The sequence below is a fragment of the Streptomyces sp. NPDC048636 genome, from assembly GCF_040650655.1.
In the GTDB taxonomy this organism is placed as follows: Bacteria; Actinomycetota; Actinomycetes; order Streptomycetales; family Streptomycetaceae; genus Streptomyces.
Genome location: NZ_JBEZHR010000019.1, coordinates 72,101 through 89,581 on the forward strand (window position 1 = coordinate 72,101; position 17,481 = coordinate 89,581).

Sequence of the window (17,481 nt, forward strand, 5' to 3'; positions counted from 1 at the left end):
GCCCCCAGGTTCCTCGGCTGGCTCGACAGTAACGGCCCCGTCACGGGCCGTGCGAGTATTCGCCAGGGTTCGCCAGGGTCCGCCAGATGGTGTGCCACCCGCGCGCCGGTGTGATGTAGAAGCGCGTTACCCGGCCCGGTGGCGGATCGAGCGGAATCGACCGCATTCCCCAGGGTGCGGCCCCGTCACGGGGCCGGGAGCGTACGCATTCGTCGGCACGCGAAGGGATCTGTCTCGCCCATGTACGCAGCATCGTCCTCCGTGTCCGCCCCGCCCCGGCCGTACCGGCGGCAGCTGCCCGGCACTGGGCCGTATCTCGATCCCTCCCACAGCGGACGGGCCCGGCGGACCACCGCCCTCGGCCCAGTGCCGCCCCGCGGGAGACTCGACGTGTCCGGTCCTCAGGGTGCGCAGCTGCGCACCGCGATCGCCTCGGTCCAGCGCATCTGTCCGGACTTCAATCCGGTCCAGGTGCTGCGGCGCAGCGGACGGAGCCTGCTCCTGGTGGGCACCACCGGCCGGGCCACGGCGGTCGCCAAGTGCCTGCTGGACCACTCCCCGGCGTGGGCCGAGCGGTTCCGCAGGGAGATAGCGATGTACCGGGCGTTCGTGCGCCAGCGGCCGCCCGTACGGGTGCCCCGGCTGATCGCCGCCGACCCGGACAACTGCGCACTGGTCATCGAGCGGATGCCCGGCCGAATCGCCGCGTCCCAGCGCCATCCCACCGAACCGCCACCGCGTGCCGATGTCCGGGCCGCGCTGAGCGCCATCTGCCGGATCAACCAATGGCGGCCGCCCGCCGAGCTGTTCGACACCCCGCTCGACTACGCGGCCCGGCTGTCGCGCTACCACGAGCTGGGGCTGCTGACCGACCGGGACATGGGGGATCTCCAGAAGCTGCTGCTGGGTCTCTCGCACGCCCCCGGGCGCCATGCCCCCGGGCAGTTCTGCCACGGTGACGCCCTGTTGAACAACGTCATGCTGTCCCCCTCGGGCGCGGTGCTGCTCGACTGGGACCACGCGGGCTGGTATTTGCCCGGCTATGACCTGGCCACGCTGTGGACGGTGCTGGGCGACGCCCCGGCCGCCCGACGGCAGATCAGCCAGCTGGCACAGGCGGCGGGTCCGGCCGCGCGCGATTCCTTCCTGGTGAATCTGATGCTGGTGCTGACCCGGGAGATCCGCCAGTACGAGACCGCCGTGCAGCGCACCATGCACGACCCCGCCCCCGTGGTGCCGGGCGCGATCCCGGCTGGTGAGGAGCAGCGGCTGCTGCTGCGGCGGCTGCACGACGACTGTGCGATGGCCCGCCGAGCGGTACGGGCCGCGGTCGGTACGCGGTAGCCGAAGGGCGCGTCACCGGTCTGGACCGGTGACGCGCCGTAGGCGGCTGACATGCGAACACCCGTCTGGGCGCATCTGATTGACGGATGGCCTGGCAGCGGATACCTCTGAGTGGCCCGGCTCATGCCCGGCCCGCCATGAGGAGGCTGCCATGCCAGGATCCGCACAGGACAGCGCCCACGACTCGAACAGACCGGCGTCCGGCCCCAGCCGGCGCACCACGGTGCGGGCCGCGGGTGCCGCGGCGTCCGCCGCCTTTCTGCTCCCCCTCGTCTCCGCGACTCCGGCCGCCCGTGCCGATCAGCGGCGGCCGGACGGTCCGGACGGCGGTTCCGGCCTTCAGCGCGCCTTCGCGGCGGCGGCCGACGAGCACGGTGTTCCGCTGAGCGTGCTGCTGGGCGTCGGGTACCTCCAGTCGCGCTGGGACGGCCATGGCGGCGCGCCCAGTGTCACCGGTGGCTATGGTCCGATGCACCTCACCGACGCGCACACCGCGCTGTCCCGCGCACCGCACCACAGCGAGGGCACCGAGGACGCGCGCGGTGACCTGGCCCGGCCACTGCGGGTGCCCCGGACCACGGTGCCCGAGCCGCGCCAACTCCCGGCACGGTTGAGGACGTTGAGTCGCGCGGCCAAGCTGACCGGGCTGCCCCCGGCGGAGCTGCGCGGCGATACCACCGCCAATGTGCGCGGCGGCGCGGCCCTGCTGGCCGCCGAGCAGAAGCGGCTGGGGCTGCCGCTGAGCGAGGAACCGGCCGACTGGTACGCGGCGGTGGCGGCCTACCCGGGCGCGGACAACGCCACCGCGGCGGCCGTGTTCGCCGACGATGTGTACGAGGTGATCCGCACCGGCGCGGCGCGGACGACGGGCGACGGTGAGCGGGTGGTGCTCACGGCCCGGCCCGATATCGCCCCCGACCGGCGGCAGTTGCGCACCCTCGGGCTGCCGTCACCCGCGCGCGATCCGCATGTCGAGGCCCCCGAGAACGTGTCCTGCGAGTGGATCCCGGCACCCTACGAGCAGTTCGGGGACAACGACTACGGCAACCACGACCTGGGCGACCGCCCCGAGTCCCAGCGCATCGACTACATCGTCATCCATGACACCGAGGGCCCCTGGGACACCACCATCAAACTGGTCCAGGACCCGACCTATGTCTCCTGGCAGTACACCCTTCGGTCCGCCGACGGCCATATCGCCCAGCATGTGCCGCTCAAGGACGTGGCCTGGCACGCGGGCAACTGGTACGTCAACGCCAAGTCGATCGGGCTGGAGCACGAGGGCTTCCTGACCGCGCCCGACGCCTGGTACACGGAGGCGATGTACCGCGCGTCGGCCCGGCTGGTGCGCTATCTGGCGCGGCGGTTCGACATCCCGCTGGACCGCCAGCACATCCTGGGCCACGACAACGTCCCGGGCACCACCACCGCCACCATCAAGGGCATGCACACCGATCCGGGCCCCTACTGGGACTGGGCGCACTACTTCACCCTGCTCGGCGCGCCCCTCCGGCGCACCGCGGGCGCCTCGGGCGGTCTGGTGACCATCCGCCCGGACTACGACACCCATCAGCCGGTCTACACCGACTGCGACAAGGCGGGGCAGCCGTGCACGCCGCACGGTTCCTCCGCGGTGCGGCTGCACACCGCGCCCGGCGATGACGCACCGCTGGTCAAGGACATCGGACTGCGCCCGGACGGCGCCGACTCCACGACCGGTGTCAATGACACCGGCGCCCGTGCCACGACCGGCCAGCAGTTCGCGGTCGCCGGGCGGAAGGGCGACTGGACGGCCATCTGGTACCTGGGCCAGCGGGCGTGGTTCCACAACCCCGGCAAGCGGCCCACCGCGGTGTACGGCAAGGGTCTGGTGGTCACGCCCAAGGCGGGGGTCACGGAGGTTCCGGTGTACGGCCGGGCCTATCCGGAGCAGGAGGCGTATCCGGCGGAGGTGCCGGTGCAGGCGGTCTCCCCGCTGCCGTACAAGCTGCTCGCCGGGCAGTCGTACCCCCTGGGGCTGCGGACACCGGGGGAGTATCTGTGGGCGACCACCTTCGATCCGGCGGGCCACAAGGTGGTGCGCGGCAAGGACGTCTACTACCAGATCCAGTTCGGGCACCGGGTGGCGTTCGTCCGCGCCGCCGATGTCACGGTCCGCCGCTCGGGGAAGTGAGACAGGACGGGGCGTCAGCCGCCGCCGGCGCCCCGTCCGGGCCCCGCCCGGAGCGCTGACGCTCAGCGCTGCTGGAACATCTCCGCGGGCAGCGGCTTGAGCAGCCGGTAGAGATCGTCGGTGATGGGCCGGTCCCAGCTGGCGATGGTGACCAGCACACCGTCGTCGCGGTCGAACTGGGCGCAGGAGATCCGGCTCTCGGAGACCTTGATCCGGCGCACGATGAGCAGGTTGTCCTCGTGCATCACCGGGTTGTCCTCGACGTCGACCACATGCACCGGCTCCTCGTTCTCGAGGGCGGCGAGCAGCTGGGTCACCTCGAAGGGGACCTGGCCCTCGGCGACCTCGCGGGCCGGGGAGCCCTCGGGCAGATTGCCGATGATCATCGCCGGGCCGCGGCCGCCGAACAGGTCGTAGCGGAGGAAGACCCCCTGGCAGCTGCCGTCCGGCGCGGGCAGCAGCCCCGCCCCGAGATCGCCGGGCCAGTCCCCCGGGTCCATGGCGAGGACATCGAAGTCCGGCCCGGTGGGCGTGGCGGCGCTGCGGCGGCGGAGGAAGGACATGCGGATATGGTACGTGCCCGTGCGGTGTTCCCCCGGCCGGGGAACGCCCGGAGCGGGCTCGCCGGGACCCGGCCGACCCGCCTCTCCGGGGCCGCTCAGCGGCCTCGGACGGCCCCGTACGGCGGGTCCGCCGCGGTGGTCAGTGCTCGGCCCGGGTCGGCGGACGGGTGGCGGTGGCGGGGCCCAGCAGCTTCGCCAGCCCCGTCCGGTCGGTGCCCACCTTCCGGTAGACGCCGGAGAGCAGCCGGGCCACATCGCGGTCGCTCAGCCCGGTCTCCGTACAGATCCGCTCATCCGTCCAGCCCTGGGCGGCCCGCTCGGCGACGGCCTGCTCCTGGGAGGTGAGGGGGCTGGTGTGGTCGACGCGGAGCTGCATCGGGCGCAGCCCCGCCGCGGACAGCTCGTCGCGGGCCCGGGTGGCCAGCGCCTCCGCGCCGCACTGGACCGCGCCCTCGAGACCGCGGTAGAGCCGGTCGCCCGCTTCCTGGGGCAGTCCGATACGGCGCAGCGCGGCGCCATGGTCGACCAGCGCCATGGCCAGGTCGTAGGCGGACGGTGAGCGCTCGAGGTGGCTGACGGCCTCGGCCAGCAGCTTGATCCGCTCGGCTCCGTGGGCCACGGCCGCCGCGGTGTGCAGGGCGCGCCCGATGGCGGAGTGGGTGCCGAACTGACGGGCGCGGCGCACCGCGTCGTCGGCGACCTCGGCCGCCTGCCGCGGTTCGCTGAGGGCCAGCGCCTGGGCGAGGTGGAGCTGCCAGGGGCACCAGGCCGGGTTGCGCATACCGCGGCCGTCCATCCGCCGGCCGACCTCGGTGAGCTGGTGCCGGGCCTCCCGGTGCATATTGGCGGCGAGCAGCAGTTCGCCGCGGACCGCGGGCACATCGGGGCAGAGCACGGCCTGCGGCAGAATCTCCCCGCCGTGTCCGGCCGCGAACTCCTGCGCCTCCTGGACCCGGCCGCGGCAGATCAGGGTCTCGATGAGGGTGCCCACGGCGGTCCAGTGGGCGGGTGTCGAGGCGCCGACCAGATCGGCGATCCGCATACCCTCGCGGGCCAGCTCCTCCGCCTCGTTCAGCGCGCCGCGGCGGTAGCGGGCGTAGCCGAGGAGGGTGATGCCGAACGCCAGGTGGGAGCCGCGCCAGCCCTTGCGCTCGCATTCCGCGATGCCCTTGTTGAACAGCTCCTCGGCGCGTCCCGGCTGATCGCAGTGGAGGAAGATCAGCGCGACCAGGATCGGGACCTCGAAGCCCCAGTCGTCGTCGGTCCAGCTCAGCCCGTCGCCGAGGGCCTCCTCCGCGTAGTACAGGGCGGTGGCGGCGGGCTCGCCGCGGGTCATCGCGTCCCAGGCGCGCAGTCCCAGCAGATAGCGCTCGGCCATACCGCGGCCGGTGAGGTGGTCGGCCAGCCGGGCGAGTCTGCGGGAGCGGGCGGGCGACTCCTTCTCGTCGGCGCGGAACATGTTCCACATGAACTGCTCGGTCTGCATCCGCAGCCGGGTGCGGGCGCTGGTGGCCCGTCCGGCCTCGGTGGCGACGATCTCCGCGGCCTCCTCCATCCGCCCGCTGTGGCCGTACGCCTGGGCCAGCCGGTAGGTGATGGCCTCGCGCAGATCGGTGTCGAGCGCGGGCTCGTCCAGCGCGGCCCGCAGATGGTTGATGGTCACGGCGGGCTCGGTGAGCTGGGCGGAGCAGCCCAGCTCGTACAGGACGGCGGCGCGCTCCTCGAGGGCGGGCGGCTCCCGCAGGGCTCTCGCCAGGCAGCGCCGTCCGGCGTCGGGTGCCCCGGCGCGCAGATACTCTCCGGCCGCGGCCCGCAGATGGCGCACCACCCATGGATCGCCCTCGGGGTGCATCTCCACCAGATGGCGGCCCGCGGCGGTGGGTCCCAGTCCGGCGCCGAGCACGACATTGGCGGCCTGTCCGTGCATGGCCACCCGCAGTGCGCCGGGGATCGCCTGGTAGATGGCGGTGGCGATGAGCGGGTGGAGGTACTCCAGCGGCTGCTTGCCCGGGCCGCCGCGCGGCGGGGCGAGGATACGGGCGTCGACGAGCCGCCCGACCACATCGGTGGCCTCGGTCTCGCTGAGCCCGGCGACACTGGCGGTCAGCGCCGGAGTGGCTTCGATACCGAGGACGGCGACGGCCCAGGCGAGGCGTACGGCGGCGGTACCGAGCCGGGTCAGCCGGTCGTTGAGTCCGCTGTCCTTGGCCGAGGAGACGAGCTCGCGCAGCGCGGGCAGGCTCTCCGACTGCGGTTTGAGCTCCCGGTCGCGGATCTTGGCGGTGAGCTCGACGACCTCGAAGGGGTTGCCGCCGGTCATCGCCCAGCACTCGCGGCAGAAGGAGTCGTCGGCCTCCTCGCCCAGCACATCGCGGACGATCCTGCCGACCCCGCTCGGGGTGAGAGGCACCAGCACATGCGGCCGGGAGCCCTGGCGCCCGGTGAGCCCGCGGACCCCGGCGGCGTCGGCGGACAGGTCCTCCGGGCGGTAGCCGACGGCGAGCAGCAGCGGCAGGTCCGCGGCGCGCGGCGCGAACCGGGTGAGCCAGTCCAGGGATTCGGGGTCGGCCCAGTGGACGTCGTCCAGGATCATCACGACCGGGGCGTGTTCCACCGCGTAGCGGGTCACCAGCCAGTCGAGACCGTCGCGGACACCTTGCGGATCGGGTGCGCCACCGCCCTCGGAGACCACCAGACCGACCGCGGGCGCCACGATGTCGTACCAGCCGCCCAGGATCCGGCGGTGCTCCTCCTCGCCGGTGGCCGCGAGCACGGGCTGGAAGAGCTGGCGCACCACGTGGAAGGCCGCGCCCTGTTCATGTTCGCCACCGCGGGCGGACAGCACGGTGCAGCCACGGGCGGCGGCGCGGCGCCGCATCTCGGCGAGGACGGCGGTCTTGCCCACACCGCCCGGTCCGGCGAAGGCGATCACACCGCCGATGCGCATCCCGGAGCCCTCACCGGGACGCGTACCGCACAGGTCCGTCAACGCACCGTCCACCGCGCCGAGTTCCAGCTCCCGTTCCAGCAGTGTCAGGCGCGTCTGGTTCTGTCGGCTCATGTCCTCCGCCACGTTCTTCCCCTCCGGCAGGTAACGCCGAGCGTAGCGCGTCTGGCACGCTCCGTAGCCCTCGCACCGGCGTTTTCCCCATGGCATTGCCACGGGCACGCACCATTTCAACTCGTCCTCTATCGATGGCACGTTCAGCACGCGAGGATGGCCGGATTCATCGGGTTGCCCCGGTGCCGTGATGCCCTGTGGTATGTGCGGTGCGGGTGATCCACTTCATGGAGGGGGGCGGTTTCGCATCATGACCACAAGCGCTTCGCGGTCTCACGCCCGGCAGTCGGCGCTGCTGCGTCGGGCGGCCCTGTTCGACTTTCCGGCCTCCGCCGGCCTCAGCCCCGATGCGGAGGCCGCCAGACTGCACACCGTCCAGTGGCTGTCGCGGTTCGGTGTCTTCGAGGGGAGCGAGGCCGTCGCGGAGTACGACGCGCTGCGGTTCGACGTGCTGACAGGACTGTTCTACCCCGGGGCGAGGGGCGCCGACCTGGATCTGGGCAATGACCTGGTCGGCTGGTACTTCGTCTTCGACGACCAGTTCGACGGCGAACTGGGCCACCGCCCGGAGACGGTGGCGCGGCTGGTGGCGGATGTCGTACGGATCACCGAGGAGCCCCTGAACGCCCCGGGCGCCCCGCTCGCGCGGGAGGCGTGCGGGAACGACGGCGGGGGCGGGTACGACGGACCGGGCGGGCCGCTGCTGGCCAGCTTCCGCGATCTGTGGCGCCGGATCAACTCCGGCCGCTCACCGGTGTGGCGGGCGCGCTTCCGCCACCACTGGCTGGAGTATGTGCACTCGTACCACCGCGAGGCGCTGGAGCGCACCGGTTCCGGTGGCGGGATGCCGCGCTCGGTGGACGCCGTGCTCGCGCTGCGCCGCCACTCCATCGGTGTACAGCCGTGTCTGGACCTCAACGAGCCCTTCGGCGGCTACACCCTCCCCGACGCGCTGCACGGCGGCCGCCCACTCGCCGCGATGCGGGAGGCCACCGACGATGTGGTGGTCTTCACCAACGACATCGCCTCCCTGGACAAGGAGTTGGCGGCCGGGGACGTCCACAACAGCGTGATAGTGCGCCGGGAACGGGCGGGTGGCGACCTGGAGGACGCCGTACGCCATATCGCCGGCCTCGCCAACGCCCGCTACCGCTGGTTCGAGAAGACCGCTGCCCGACTGCCCAGGATGCTCTCCCGGGCCGGGGTGGCCGCGCCGGTACGCCGGGATGTGGAGTCCTATGTGGACGGCATGCGGAACGTCATGTGCGGCAATCTTGGGTGGTCGCTGCGGACGGCCCGCTATGACGAGCGGGGCATCGAAGCGGTGAGCCAGGGCCGTCAACGGCCGTGGGCGTATCTGGCCGAGTCGGACGCCCTGCTGCGCGCGGGGCGCACCACGGGCTGACGCGCACTACCACCGGAACCACTACCGGAACCACCAGCGGACACCATCGGCCGGGCCGCCCGAGCACTTCGGGCGGCCCGGCCGCGGTGACGGGCTCAGGGACCGGGGACTAGGTGAGGTCGAACTCGCCATCACGCGCGCCGAGGACGAAGGCACGCCACTCGGCCGGAGTGAAGATCAGCGCCGGGTCCTCGGGGCGCCGGCCGTGGCGCATCGCGATGAACCCCTCCACGAAGGCGATCTCCACATCGCCCACCCCCTGGCTGCTGGAGCGCCACTGGGCGTCCGTCAGATCGAGGTCGGGCTTCTCCCGGCCGGAGGTGAGTGGGTGTTCGGTGGTGGTGATCTCGGCCACGTCCTGGCTCCTCCCGGATCGTCGTCCGCGCCCCACCCTAGCGACCGCGGCCGGTGCCGCACAGGCCACGAAAGAAGTACGCTCACCCCGTCGGCGGCACGTCCCCCACCACCCACATCGAGAAGAACTGGGAGCCCCCGCCGTAGGCGTGGCCGAGCGCCGTGCGGGCCCCCTCGACCTGGTGCTCCCCGGCCTCACCGCGCACCTGGAGCGCGGCCTCGGCGAAGCGGAGCATGCCGGAGGCCCCGATGGGATTGGTGGAGAGCACCCCGCCCGAGGGGTTGACCGGCAGTTCGCCGTCGAGTTCGGTCACCCCGGACTCGACCAGCTTCCAGCCCTCGCCCTCGGCGGCGAAGCCCAGGTTCTCCAGCCACATCGGCTCGTACCAGCTGAACGGCACATACATCTCGACGGTGTCGATCTGACGGCGCGGATCGGTGATCCCGGCCTGCCGGTAGACATCGGCCGCGCAGTCCCGCCCCGCCCGCGGCGAGACACAGTCCTTGCCCGCGAAGAGGGTGGGTTCGCTGCGCATGGCGCCGCCGTGCATCCAGGCGGGTGGCCGCGGCGCGCGGGCGGCCCCGGCGCGGTCGGTGAGCACCATGGCGCAGGCGCCGTCGGAGGAGGGGCAGGTCTCGGAGTAGCGGATGGGGTCCCACAGCATCGGGGAGGACCGCACCTTCTCCAGGGTGAGCCCGTGTTCATGCAGATGCGCGTAAGGGTTGCGCAGCGCGTTGCGGCGGTCCTTGTAGGCGACGAGGGCGCCGGTCCCGGCGGGTGCCCCGGTGCGCCGCATATAGGCGCGTACGTGGGGGGCGAAGAAACCGCCCGCCCCGGCCAGCAGCGGCTGCTGGAACGGCACCGGCAGGGACAGCCCCCACATGGCGTTGGACTCGGACTGCTTCTCGAAGGCGACGGTGAGCACGGTCCGGTGGATCCGGGCGGCCACCTGGGCGGCGGCGACCAGCGCGGTGGAGCCGCCGACCGAGCCCGCGGTGTGCACGCGCAGCAGGGGTTTGCCGACCGCGCCGAGCGCGTCGGCGAGGTACAGCTCGGGCATCATGACGCCCTCGAAGAAGTCCGGGGCCTTGCCGATGACCACGGCGTCGACGTCCGCCCAGGTCAACTCGGCGTCCTCCAGGGCGCGCAGGGCGGCCTCGCGGACCAGTCCGGCGAGGGAGACATCGCGGCGGGCCGCGGTGTGCTGGGTCTGGCCGATTCCGACGACGGCCACCGGCTCCTTGCTCACTGGGGGTCTCCTTCCAGGACCGCCACCAGGTTCTGCTGGAGGCAGGGGCCCGAGGTGGCATGGGCCAGGGCCCGGTCGGAGCCGCCGCGGTGGATGGCGGCGGCGGCCTCCCCGAGCCGGATGAGCCCGGCCGCCATCATGGGGTTGGCGGCCAGCGCACCGCCGGACGAGTTGACGCGGACGCCCTCGCCGAGCCGCAGCTCATGGCGGAGGATCACCTCCTGCGAAGTGAAGGGCGCGTGCAGTTCGGCGGTGTCCACGGGCGTGCGGAAGGCGCCCGCGCGCGCGGCGGCCAGCCGGGTGGACGGGGAGCGGGTGAGGTCGCGTACGCCCAGGGCGTGGGGTTCGACGCGGTGGTCGATACTGCGGATCCAGGCGGGGCGGGGGCACAGCCGACGGGCGGTGTCCCCGGCGGCGAGCACGACGGCCGCCGCCCCGTCGCCGATCGGCGGACAGTCGTGGCGGCGCAGCGGACGCACCAGATACGGGGTGTCGAGCAGCCGCTCGGGCCCGTCCGAACCGGCCCGCTGGGCATGCGGGTTGTCCTCGGCGGCGGTGCGGCTGCGGGCGGCGACCCCGGCCAGCGCGCGCTCATCCGTCTCCCCCGCGTCGATGAGCGCCTGTGCCTGGAGGGCGGCCAGGGAGACCGAGTCGGGCCACAGCGGCGCGAGGTAGTACGGGTCGAGCTGACGGGTCAGCACCTCGCGCAGATCGCCGGGCGAGGACTTGCCGTAGGAGTAGACGAGCGCGGTGTCGGCATCCCCGGTGAGCAGTTTGGTCCATGCCTCGTACAGCGCCCAGGCTCCGTCCATCTCGACATGGGACTCGGAGATCGGCGGCCAGGCGCCGACGCCGTCCAGGGCCATGGTGAACGAGAAGGCGCGGCCCGCCAGATAGTCCGAGGAGCCGGAGCAGGTGAAGCCGATCTCCCCGGCGGTGAGCCCGACGTCGTCCAGCACCCGGCTCAGCACCGGCATCAGCATCTCGACCTCGGAGACCTCCGCGGTGTCGGGCCGGTGGTCGCTCTGCGCGAAGGCGACGATGGCAACCTCTCGCATCTACAACAGCTCCTTGTAGGCGTCGTAGTCGGCGTCGGGTTCGCCGGTGGGCCGGTAGTGGTCGGGGTAGCGGCCGTCCTCGGTCCACACGGGCTCCACCCGCAGCCCCATCCGCACCTGGTCGTAGGGGATGCCCGCGATACGGCCGTGGAGGGCGAGTCCGGCGCCGTCCAGGGCGATATGCGCGTAGACGTAGGGCACCTCGATGTCCAGGTTCTTGGCCTTGATGTTCACGATGCAGAAGGTGGTGACGGTGCCGTGCGGGCCGACCTCGACCTGTTCGGCGGTGGCGACGCCACAGGTGGGGCAGGCGCCCCGGGGCGGGACATAGACCTTGTGGCAGGACGGGCAGCGCTCCCCGACGGTCCTGCGGCCGGCGAGGGCGGCCAGGAAGCGGGTCTGGGCGCGGCCGGGCGCGTAGGTGTAGTCCAGGCGCGCGGGCGCCACGATCCCGCGTACGGGGTCGGTGAACTCGCCGCTGTGCGGGGCGGGTTCGGCCCTGGGCCCGGTGCTGTCGCCCGTGTCCGGTGTGAAGCAGGCGATGTCGGTGATGGCGCCGGTTGGTGTCGCGGCCCAGCGGATCCGTACCCGCAGCCCGGTGTGCACGGCCTCCGGCCCGGGTGCGTCGAGGGCGTGCAGCAGGGCGGTGTCGGCGCCGTCGAGCCGTACCAGCACCCAGGCGAAGGGGGTGGCCAGCGGCTGGCCGCGGCTCGGGGAGGGGTTCCAGGCCCAGGTGGTGACGGTGCCGGTGGCGGAGACCTCGACCAGGTCGCGCAGTTCGTCGGCGGTGACCGGGTCGTATTCGACGGGCGGTACGAGCACCCGGCCGCCGGTGGTGCGGACCCCGAGCACGGTGCGCTCGCGCAGCCCGGTGAGGAAGGCGCTCTGGACGGGGCCGAGGGAGCGGGTGAAGGGGAACTCGACGACCAGGGGGGCCCGGAGGGCCTCGGAGGAGGGAGCCGGGGGCATGGGTGGGTCTCCTTCTGTCCGGCGGTCCGGACCCGCTCGGGGGCGGGACCGCTCAGGGGGCGCGCGGCCGCTGGTCAGGCCCGCCGGTAGACCGGCGGCCGCTTCTCGGCGAAGGCTCGGGAGCCCTCCTTGGCGTCGGCGGTGTCGAAGACCGGCCAGCCGCGTTCGAGTTCGGACCGCAGGCCGTCGGCCTCGGTCATCCCGGCGGTCTCGTAGACGGACGCCTTGACCGCCTCGACGGCCAGCGGGCCGTTGGCGTTGATCAGCCCCGCGATCTCCAGGGCCTTGTCCAGTGCCGTGCCGTCCTCGACGACATGGCCGATCAGCCCGATCCGCGCGGCCTCCTCGGCGGCGTAGGGGCGGCCGGTGAGCAGCATCTCCAGGGCGTGGGTGTGCGGCACCTGCCGGGCCAGCCGCACTGTGGAGCCGCCGATCGGGAAGAGCCCGCGGCGCACCTCGTAGAGGCCGAAGGTGGCGCCGCGCCCGGCGACGCGGATGTCGGTGCCCTGGAGGATCTCGGTGCCGCCCGCGACGCAGTGGCCCTCGACCGCGGCGATCACCGGTTTGCGCGGCCGGTGGTGGCGCAGCATCGCCTTCCAGTGGAGGTCCGGGTCGTCCTTCAGGCGGTCGCGGTAGTGCTCTCCGGTCAGCCGACCGCCGCCCGCGAGCGCCTTGAGGTCCATTCCGGCGCAGAACACACCGCCCGCGCCGGTGAGCACCACGGAGCGGATGGTGTCGTCCGCGTCGGCCTCCAGCCAGCCGTCGTACAGCCCGACGAGCATCGGCAGCGAGAGGGCGTTCTTCGCCTCGGGGCGGTTGAGGGTGAGTACGAGGGTGGCGCCGACGCGCTGCACCACGAGGTGTTCTGTCCCGCTTGTCACGGCAGTCCTCCCGTCTCGACGTCAACAGGTTGCAGGAGGCGGGGAGCGACTTCAAGAGTTGGCTGACGTCTCGTCAGATTTCTTCCGCCGTGGCCCTTCCCACCTCTCCCCCGCGGGTCTGTAATGAGCGCCGACCCGCCCGGTGCCAGGTCAGGAGGAGCCGTGGAGTACAACCTTGCCGACCTGTTCGAGTCGATCGCCGACACCGTGCCCGACCGGGAGGCCCTGGTCCACCTGGACCACCCCGGCACCGGAGCGGAGCGCAGGCTCAGCTACGCGGGGCTGGACGAGGCGGCCAACCGGATCGCCCACCATCTGCGGGACAGCGGGGTCGGGCCGGGCGAACACGTCGGGCTCCATCTGTACAACGGTGTGGAGTACCTCCAGACCACACTGGCGTGTCTGAAGATCCGCGCGGTGCCGGTGAACGTCAACTACCGCTACACCGAAGAGGAGTTGGTCCATCTCTACCGTGACGCCGACCTGGCCGCGCTGGTCTTCGACGCCGAGTTCGGTGAGCGGGTGGCCGCCGCCGTGCCGCGCACCGACACCCTGCGCCACCTCCTGCGGGTGGGCGAGGGCGGCCATCCGGGTCCGGCGTCCGCCGTGCCGTACGCCGAGGCCGAGGCGGCGGGCTCGGCGGCACGCGGTTTCGCACCCCGCTCCGCGGACGACCGCTTCATCATCTACACCGGCGGCACCACCGGGCTGCCCAAGGGGGTGATGTGGCGTCAGGAGGATCTGTTCTTCTCCGGACTCGGCGGCGGCGCGCCCACCGGTGAACCCGTCGGGCGCCCGGAGGAGCTGGCCGAGCGGGTGGCCGCGGGTGGCGAGGGTCTGGTCTTCTTCCCCACCCCGCCGCTGATGCACGGCACCTCCACCCTCACCGCGTTCATCGCCTTCCACTTCGGGCAGAAGGTGGTCCTGCACCGCAAGTTCGCACCGGAGGAGGTGCTGCGGACGATCGAGAAGGAGCGGGTCACCAGCGTCTCGCTGGTCGGAGACGCGATGCTGCGCCCGCTGATCGACGCGCTGAGCGGGCCCCTCGGGGACATCGACCACTCCTCGCTGATCGCCGTCAGCAGTTCGGGCGCGATCCTGTCGGACACCGTGCGCGCCCGGTTCGCCGAACTGGTGCCGCACGCCCTGCTGCTCAACAACTTCGGCTCCTCGGAGTCCGGCTTCAACGGCACGGCCACCGAGGACTCCGGCCCCGAGAAGGGCTACCGGCTGCGGGTCAACGCCCGTACGGCCGTGGTCGACCCGGTGACGCTGGAGCCCGCGGCGCCCGGTGTACCCGGCCGTCTCGCCCAGCGCGGCCATGTGCCGCTCGGCTACTACAACGACCCGAAGAAGACCGCCGAGACCTTCTTCGCGGCGCGCGGTGAACGCTGGGTGCTGCTCGGGGACATGGCGACGGTCGACGAGGACGGGGTGGTCACCGTCCTGGGGCGCGGCTCGCAGTGCATCAACACCGGTGGTGAGAAGGTCTATCCGGAGGAGGTCGAACAGGCCCTCAAGGCCCATCCGGACGTCTACGACGCGCTGGTGGCGGGGGTCCCGGACGAGCGCTGGGGCAACCGCGTCGCGGCCGTCGTCCAGCCCCGGGACGGGGTGACGTCCCTGACCGCCGACGCGGTCAGGGAGCACTGCCGCACCCGGCTCGCGGGCTACAAGATCCCGCGCACCGTGGTCCTCACCGACCGTATCCAGCGCTCCCCCAGCGGCAAGGCCGACTACCGCTGGGCACGCGCGACGGCCGCCGCCGCGACGAACGACGGCTGAGGCGTTCCTGCCGCCGCCGCGCGGGCACACACCGACGGCAGGGACCGCCCAAGGGCCGCCGTACGCAGAGCGTCCAAGCGCTTCTGTTGGCCTCGATCTGGTCGCGGAAGATCCCTACAGTCGCGGCGGGGTCGGCGCCCAGCTCGGTGGCCCGCCGGGCCACGTCGTCCCGTACCCGCCGCTCCCGCGCGGGGTCGTCGATCGGGCTGTCCGTACCCCATTGGGCGGCGGCCACCTCATCCGCGATCAGCGGCTGTCGGCGCGGGGCACACGGGAACGGTCGCACGGGCGGACCTCCCTCGGCGGCCGGGCGGTGTCCGGTACGGCGCCCCAGCATGGGCCCCAGGGGCCTACGGCTCCAGGAACGCTTCGACGGCGGCCAGGAACTCGTCCGGGCACCGCTGGTGCACCAGATGGCCCGCGTCGATGGTGACCAGACGGCAGTCGGGTATCCGCTCGGCCATATCGGCCAGCAGCCGCTGCGGGATATGGCTGGCCGGTCCGCCGCCGATCACCAGCGTCGGGGCGGTGATCCCCGAAAGCCCCTCGGTCCAGCCGGGGTCGGGGGCGTTGCGCGCCTCGGTGAACTGCGTCTTCATCGCCCAGTCGAAGACCAGCCGCCCTTCGGGGCGCGGTGGCACCGGGAGCGGCGGGTCCTGGGGCAGCAGCGGCGGGGCGTCCTCCAGCACCAGCCGTTCCACCAGGCGCGGGTGGCGCTGGGCGAGGAGACAGCCGACCACCCCGCCGTAGCTGTGCCCGATCACGGTGACGGCGTCCAGGCCGAGCACCGCGAGGAATCCGGCGACCTCGTCCCGCACCGTCTCCAGGGCGTAGTCCCCCGGCCAGTCGCTCGTACCGTGTCCGCGCATATCGAGCGCGTACACCCGGCGGCCGGTGGCGAGCCGGGGCGCGACGGTGAGCCAGTCGACCCCGCCCTCGCCGAGGCCGTGCAGCAGCAGAACGGGTGGATCGCCCGCGAGGCCCCACACCCGGTAGGCCAGTTCGATCCCGTCCACCTCGACCGAGTCAAGTGTGTGCATGGGGCAGAGGATACGGCTCCGTACTCGCGGTTACATGGGGCGTTCGCGCCCTTCCCAATACGGTTCGCGCAGCCGCCGCTTGTAGAGCTTCCCGTTGGGGTCGCGCGGCATCTCGGCGGTGAACTCCACGGACCGGGGGCGTTTGAACCCGGCGAGCCGCTGGGCGCAGTGGGTGAGCAGGTCATCGGCGAGCGCGGGTGAGGGCGCGTGGCCCTCGGCGGGCTCCACGATCGCCTTGACCTCCTCGCCCCAGTCGTCGTGCGGTACGCCGAAGACGGCCGCGTCCGCGACGGCGGGGTGGGTGAGCAGGGCCGCCTCGATCTCGGCCGGGTAGATATTGACCCCGCCGGAGATGATCATGTCGATCTTGCGGTCGCGCAGGAAGAGATAGCCGTCCTCGTCGAGGAAGCCGAGGTCGCCCACGGTGAAGTGGTCGCCGATGCGGTTCTTGCGGGTCTTCCCCTCGTCCTGGTGGTAGGAGAAGCCGCCGGTGCTCATCTTCATGTACACGGTGCCGACTTCACCGGCCGGGAGCCGCTCACCGTCGTCGTCGAAGACGGCCAGCTCGCTGATGGGCCACGGTCTGCCCACGGTGCCGGGCTTCTTGAGCCAGTCCTCGGCGGTGGCGAACGCGCCACCGCCCTCGCTGGCCGCGTAGTACTCCTCGACAGACCGGCCCCACCAGTCGATCATCGCGCGCTTGATGTGGTCGGGGCAGGGCGCGGCGCCGTGGATGGCATGGCGCATCGAGGAGACGTCGTAGGAGCGCCGGATGTCCTCGGGCAGGGCCAGCAGCCGGTGGAACTGGGTGGGGACCATATGGGTGTGGGTGCAGCGATGGGCCGCGATCAGCCGCAGCATCTCCTCGGGCGCCCAGCGGTCCATGACCACCACGGGATGGCCGATATGCAGGGAGGAGACCGCGAATTGGAGGACGGCGGTGTGGTAGAGCGGTGAGCACACCAGATGGACGCTGTCGGGCTCCTCGGCGCGGGGGACGATGCCGAAGAAGCGGAGGAATCCGCCGAGATGGCTTTCCTCGGGGAGCTTTCCGGTCAGCGGACGCCGGATACCGCGCGGGCGGCCGGTGGTGCCGGAGGTGTAGTTCATCACCCAGCCCAGTTCGCGGTCGGCGGGCGGCTCCCCCGACTGGCTGTCGAACAGGGCGGCGTACGGGCGGAAGCCCTCGATATCACCCACCGCGTAGCGGCGGTCGGCGGGCAGTCCCGCCTGGTCCGCGGCGGCGGTCGCGCGGTCGGCGTACCGCTCGTGGGCGATCAGCACCTTGGCGGCCGAGTCGGCCACGATCCAGGCGATCTCGGGGCCGACCAGATGGTGGTTGACGGGGACGAGGTACAGCCCGGCCTGGGTGGCGGCCAGCGTCGCGGTGAGGAACTCCGGCCCGTTGGGCAGGACGACGGCGAACGCGTCGCCACGCCGCAGCCCGGCGGCGCGCAGTCCGCCGACGAGCCGGTTGCACGCGGTGTGCAGCCGCCCGGCGGTCCACTCCTCGCCGTCGGGGGCCACCAGGACGGTACGGTCCGGCTCCTGTGCGGCCTGCGCCCAGAAGCCGTGCGGAATCTCGCTCATCGGTCCTT

Annotated in this window: 13 protein-coding genes and 1 pseudogene; 4 read left to right on the forward strand and 10 right to left on the reverse strand. The window is 72.5% G+C overall.

The genetic code is table 11. From position 1 onward, the window contains the following. The first annotated feature begins 240 nt into the window (after positions 1-240). Together AB0C66_RS32950 and AB0C66_RS32955 are read left to right on the forward strand one after the other, a co-directional pair. A complete protein-coding gene (locus tag AB0C66_RS32950) occupies positions 241-1,344 on the forward strand; it encodes an aminoglycoside phosphotransferase family protein (protein ID WP_362447131.1) in 1,104 nt (367 codons plus the stop codon). Positions 1,345-1,495: 151 nt separating this feature from the next. After that, positions 1,496-3,517 carry a peptidoglycan recognition family protein gene (locus tag AB0C66_RS32955; protein WP_362447134.1) on the forward strand — a complete coding sequence of 674 codons (2,022 nt, stop codon included), beginning with the start codon at positions 1,496-1,498 and terminating at the stop codon, positions 3,515-3,517. 62 nt (positions 3,518-3,579) lie between these two features. Here AB0C66_RS32955 and AB0C66_RS32960 read toward each other — a convergent pair whose 3' ends face one another. Then, positions 3,580-4,080 (reverse strand): hypothetical protein, encoded by a 501-nt coding sequence (locus AB0C66_RS32960; RefSeq protein WP_362447137.1) that lies wholly within the window; start codon positions 4,078-4,080, stop codon positions 3,580-3,582. A gap of 139 nt (positions 4,081-4,219) precedes the next feature. Next, positions 4,220-7,141, reverse strand: coding sequence for an AAA family ATPase (locus AB0C66_RS32965; RefSeq protein WP_362447140.1), 2,922 nt, complete (start codon positions 7,139-7,141; stop codon positions 4,220-4,222). A gap of 250 nt (positions 7,142-7,391) precedes the next feature. Between AB0C66_RS32965 and AB0C66_RS32970 the strand changes: the two genes are divergently transcribed. Next, a complete protein-coding gene (locus AB0C66_RS32970) occupies positions 7,392-8,546 on the forward strand; it encodes an isoafricanol synthase (protein ID WP_362447143.1) in 1,155 nt (384 codons plus the stop codon). Positions 8,547-8,655: 109 nt separating this feature from the next. On the opposite strand, the gene AB0C66_RS32975 is transcribed toward AB0C66_RS32970, so the two are convergent. The 5 genes from AB0C66_RS32975 to AB0C66_RS32995 all read right to left on the reverse strand — a co-directional run bounded on the left by AB0C66_RS32975 (position 8,656) and on the right by AB0C66_RS32995 (position 13,058). After that, positions 8,656-8,901 carry a DUF397 domain-containing protein gene (locus AB0C66_RS32975; RefSeq protein WP_362447146.1) on the reverse strand — a complete coding sequence of 82 codons (246 nt, stop codon included), beginning with the start codon at positions 8,899-8,901 and terminating at the stop codon, positions 8,656-8,658. An 82-nt stretch (positions 8,902-8,983) separates the two neighbouring features. Next, on the reverse strand, positions 8,984-10,150 hold the full coding sequence (locus AB0C66_RS32980; RefSeq protein ID WP_362447148.1) for a thiolase domain-containing protein: 1,167 nt from the start codon (positions 10,148-10,150) through the stop codon (positions 8,984-8,986). Further along, the gene (locus AB0C66_RS32985) at positions 10,147-11,208 is read right to left on the reverse strand and encodes a thiolase domain-containing protein (protein WP_362447151.1); all 1,062 of its coding nucleotides are present in this window, start codon (positions 11,206-11,208) and stop codon (positions 10,147-10,149) included. The genes AB0C66_RS32980 and AB0C66_RS32985 overlap by 4 nt, the downstream gene beginning before the upstream one ends. Next, complete coding sequence (locus AB0C66_RS32990) at positions 11,209-12,177, reverse strand: OB-fold domain-containing protein (protein ID WP_362447153.1); 969 nt, start codon at positions 12,175-12,177, stop codon at positions 11,209-11,211. It lies immediately after the preceding gene. Between the two features lie 74 nt (positions 12,178-12,251). Beyond that, entirely contained in the window at positions 12,252-13,058 is an 807-nt protein-coding gene (locus tag AB0C66_RS32995; protein WP_362447155.1) for a crotonase/enoyl-CoA hydratase family protein, read from the reverse strand. A gap of 162 nt (positions 13,059-13,220) precedes the next feature. On the opposite strand from AB0C66_RS32995, the gene AB0C66_RS33000 reads away from it, so the two are divergent. Beyond that, complete coding sequence (locus AB0C66_RS33000; RefSeq protein WP_362447158.1) at positions 13,221-14,843, forward strand: acyl-CoA synthetase; 1,623 nt, start codon at positions 13,221-13,223, stop codon at positions 14,841-14,843. An 82-nt stretch (positions 14,844-14,925) separates the two neighbouring features. Here the strand turns inward: AB0C66_RS33000 and AB0C66_RS33005 are convergent. From AB0C66_RS33005 to AB0C66_RS33015, 3 genes and pseudogenes are all read right to left on the reverse strand, one after another. After that, a pseudogene (locus AB0C66_RS33005) lies at positions 14,926-15,087 on the reverse strand (chorismate mutase); the annotation flags it as partial. 106 nt (positions 15,088-15,193) lie between these two features. After that, the gene (locus AB0C66_RS33010; protein ID WP_362447161.1) at positions 15,194-15,883 is read right to left on the reverse strand and encodes an alpha/beta hydrolase; all 690 of its coding nucleotides are present in this window, start codon (positions 15,881-15,883) and stop codon (positions 15,194-15,196) included. Positions 15,884-15,913: 30 nt separating this feature from the next. Then, on the reverse strand, positions 15,914-17,473 hold the full coding sequence (locus AB0C66_RS33015) for an acyl-CoA synthetase (RefSeq protein ID WP_362447164.1): 1,560 nt from the start codon (positions 17,471-17,473) through the stop codon (positions 15,914-15,916). Between the last annotated feature and the right edge of the window lie 8 nt (positions 17,474-17,481).

Coding starts and splice junctions, on each gene's coding strand:
- AB0C66_RS32950 (WP_362447131.1), top strand. CDS start 241: ATGTACGCAGCATCGTCCTCCGTGTCCGCCCCGCCCCGGCCGTACCGG.
- AB0C66_RS32955 (WP_362447134.1), top strand. CDS start 1,496: ATGCCAGGATCCGCACAGGACAGCGCCCACGACTCGAACAGACCGGCG.
- AB0C66_RS32960 (WP_362447137.1), bottom strand. CDS start 4,080: ATGTCCTTCCTCCGCCGCCGCAGCGCCGCCACGCCCACCGGGCCGGAC.
- AB0C66_RS32965 (WP_362447140.1), bottom strand. CDS start 7,141: ATGAGCCGACAGAACCAGACGCGCCTGACACTGCTGGAACGGGAGCTG.
- AB0C66_RS32970 (WP_362447143.1), top strand. CDS start 7,392: ATGACCACAAGCGCTTCGCGGTCTCACGCCCGGCAGTCGGCGCTGCTG.
- AB0C66_RS32985 (WP_362447151.1), bottom strand. CDS start 11,208: ATGCGAGAGGTTGCCATCGTCGCCTTCGCGCAGAGCGACCACCGGCCC.
- AB0C66_RS32990 (WP_362447153.1), bottom strand. CDS start 12,177: ATGCCCCCGGCTCCCTCCTCCGAGGCCCTCCGGGCCCCCCTGGTCGTC.
- AB0C66_RS33010 (WP_362447161.1), bottom strand. CDS start 15,883: ATGCACACACTTGACTCGGTCGAGGTGGACGGGATCGAACTGGCCTAC.
- AB0C66_RS33015 (WP_362447164.1), bottom strand. CDS start 17,473: ATGAGCGAGATTCCGCACGGCTTCTGGGCGCAGGCCGCACAGGAGCCG.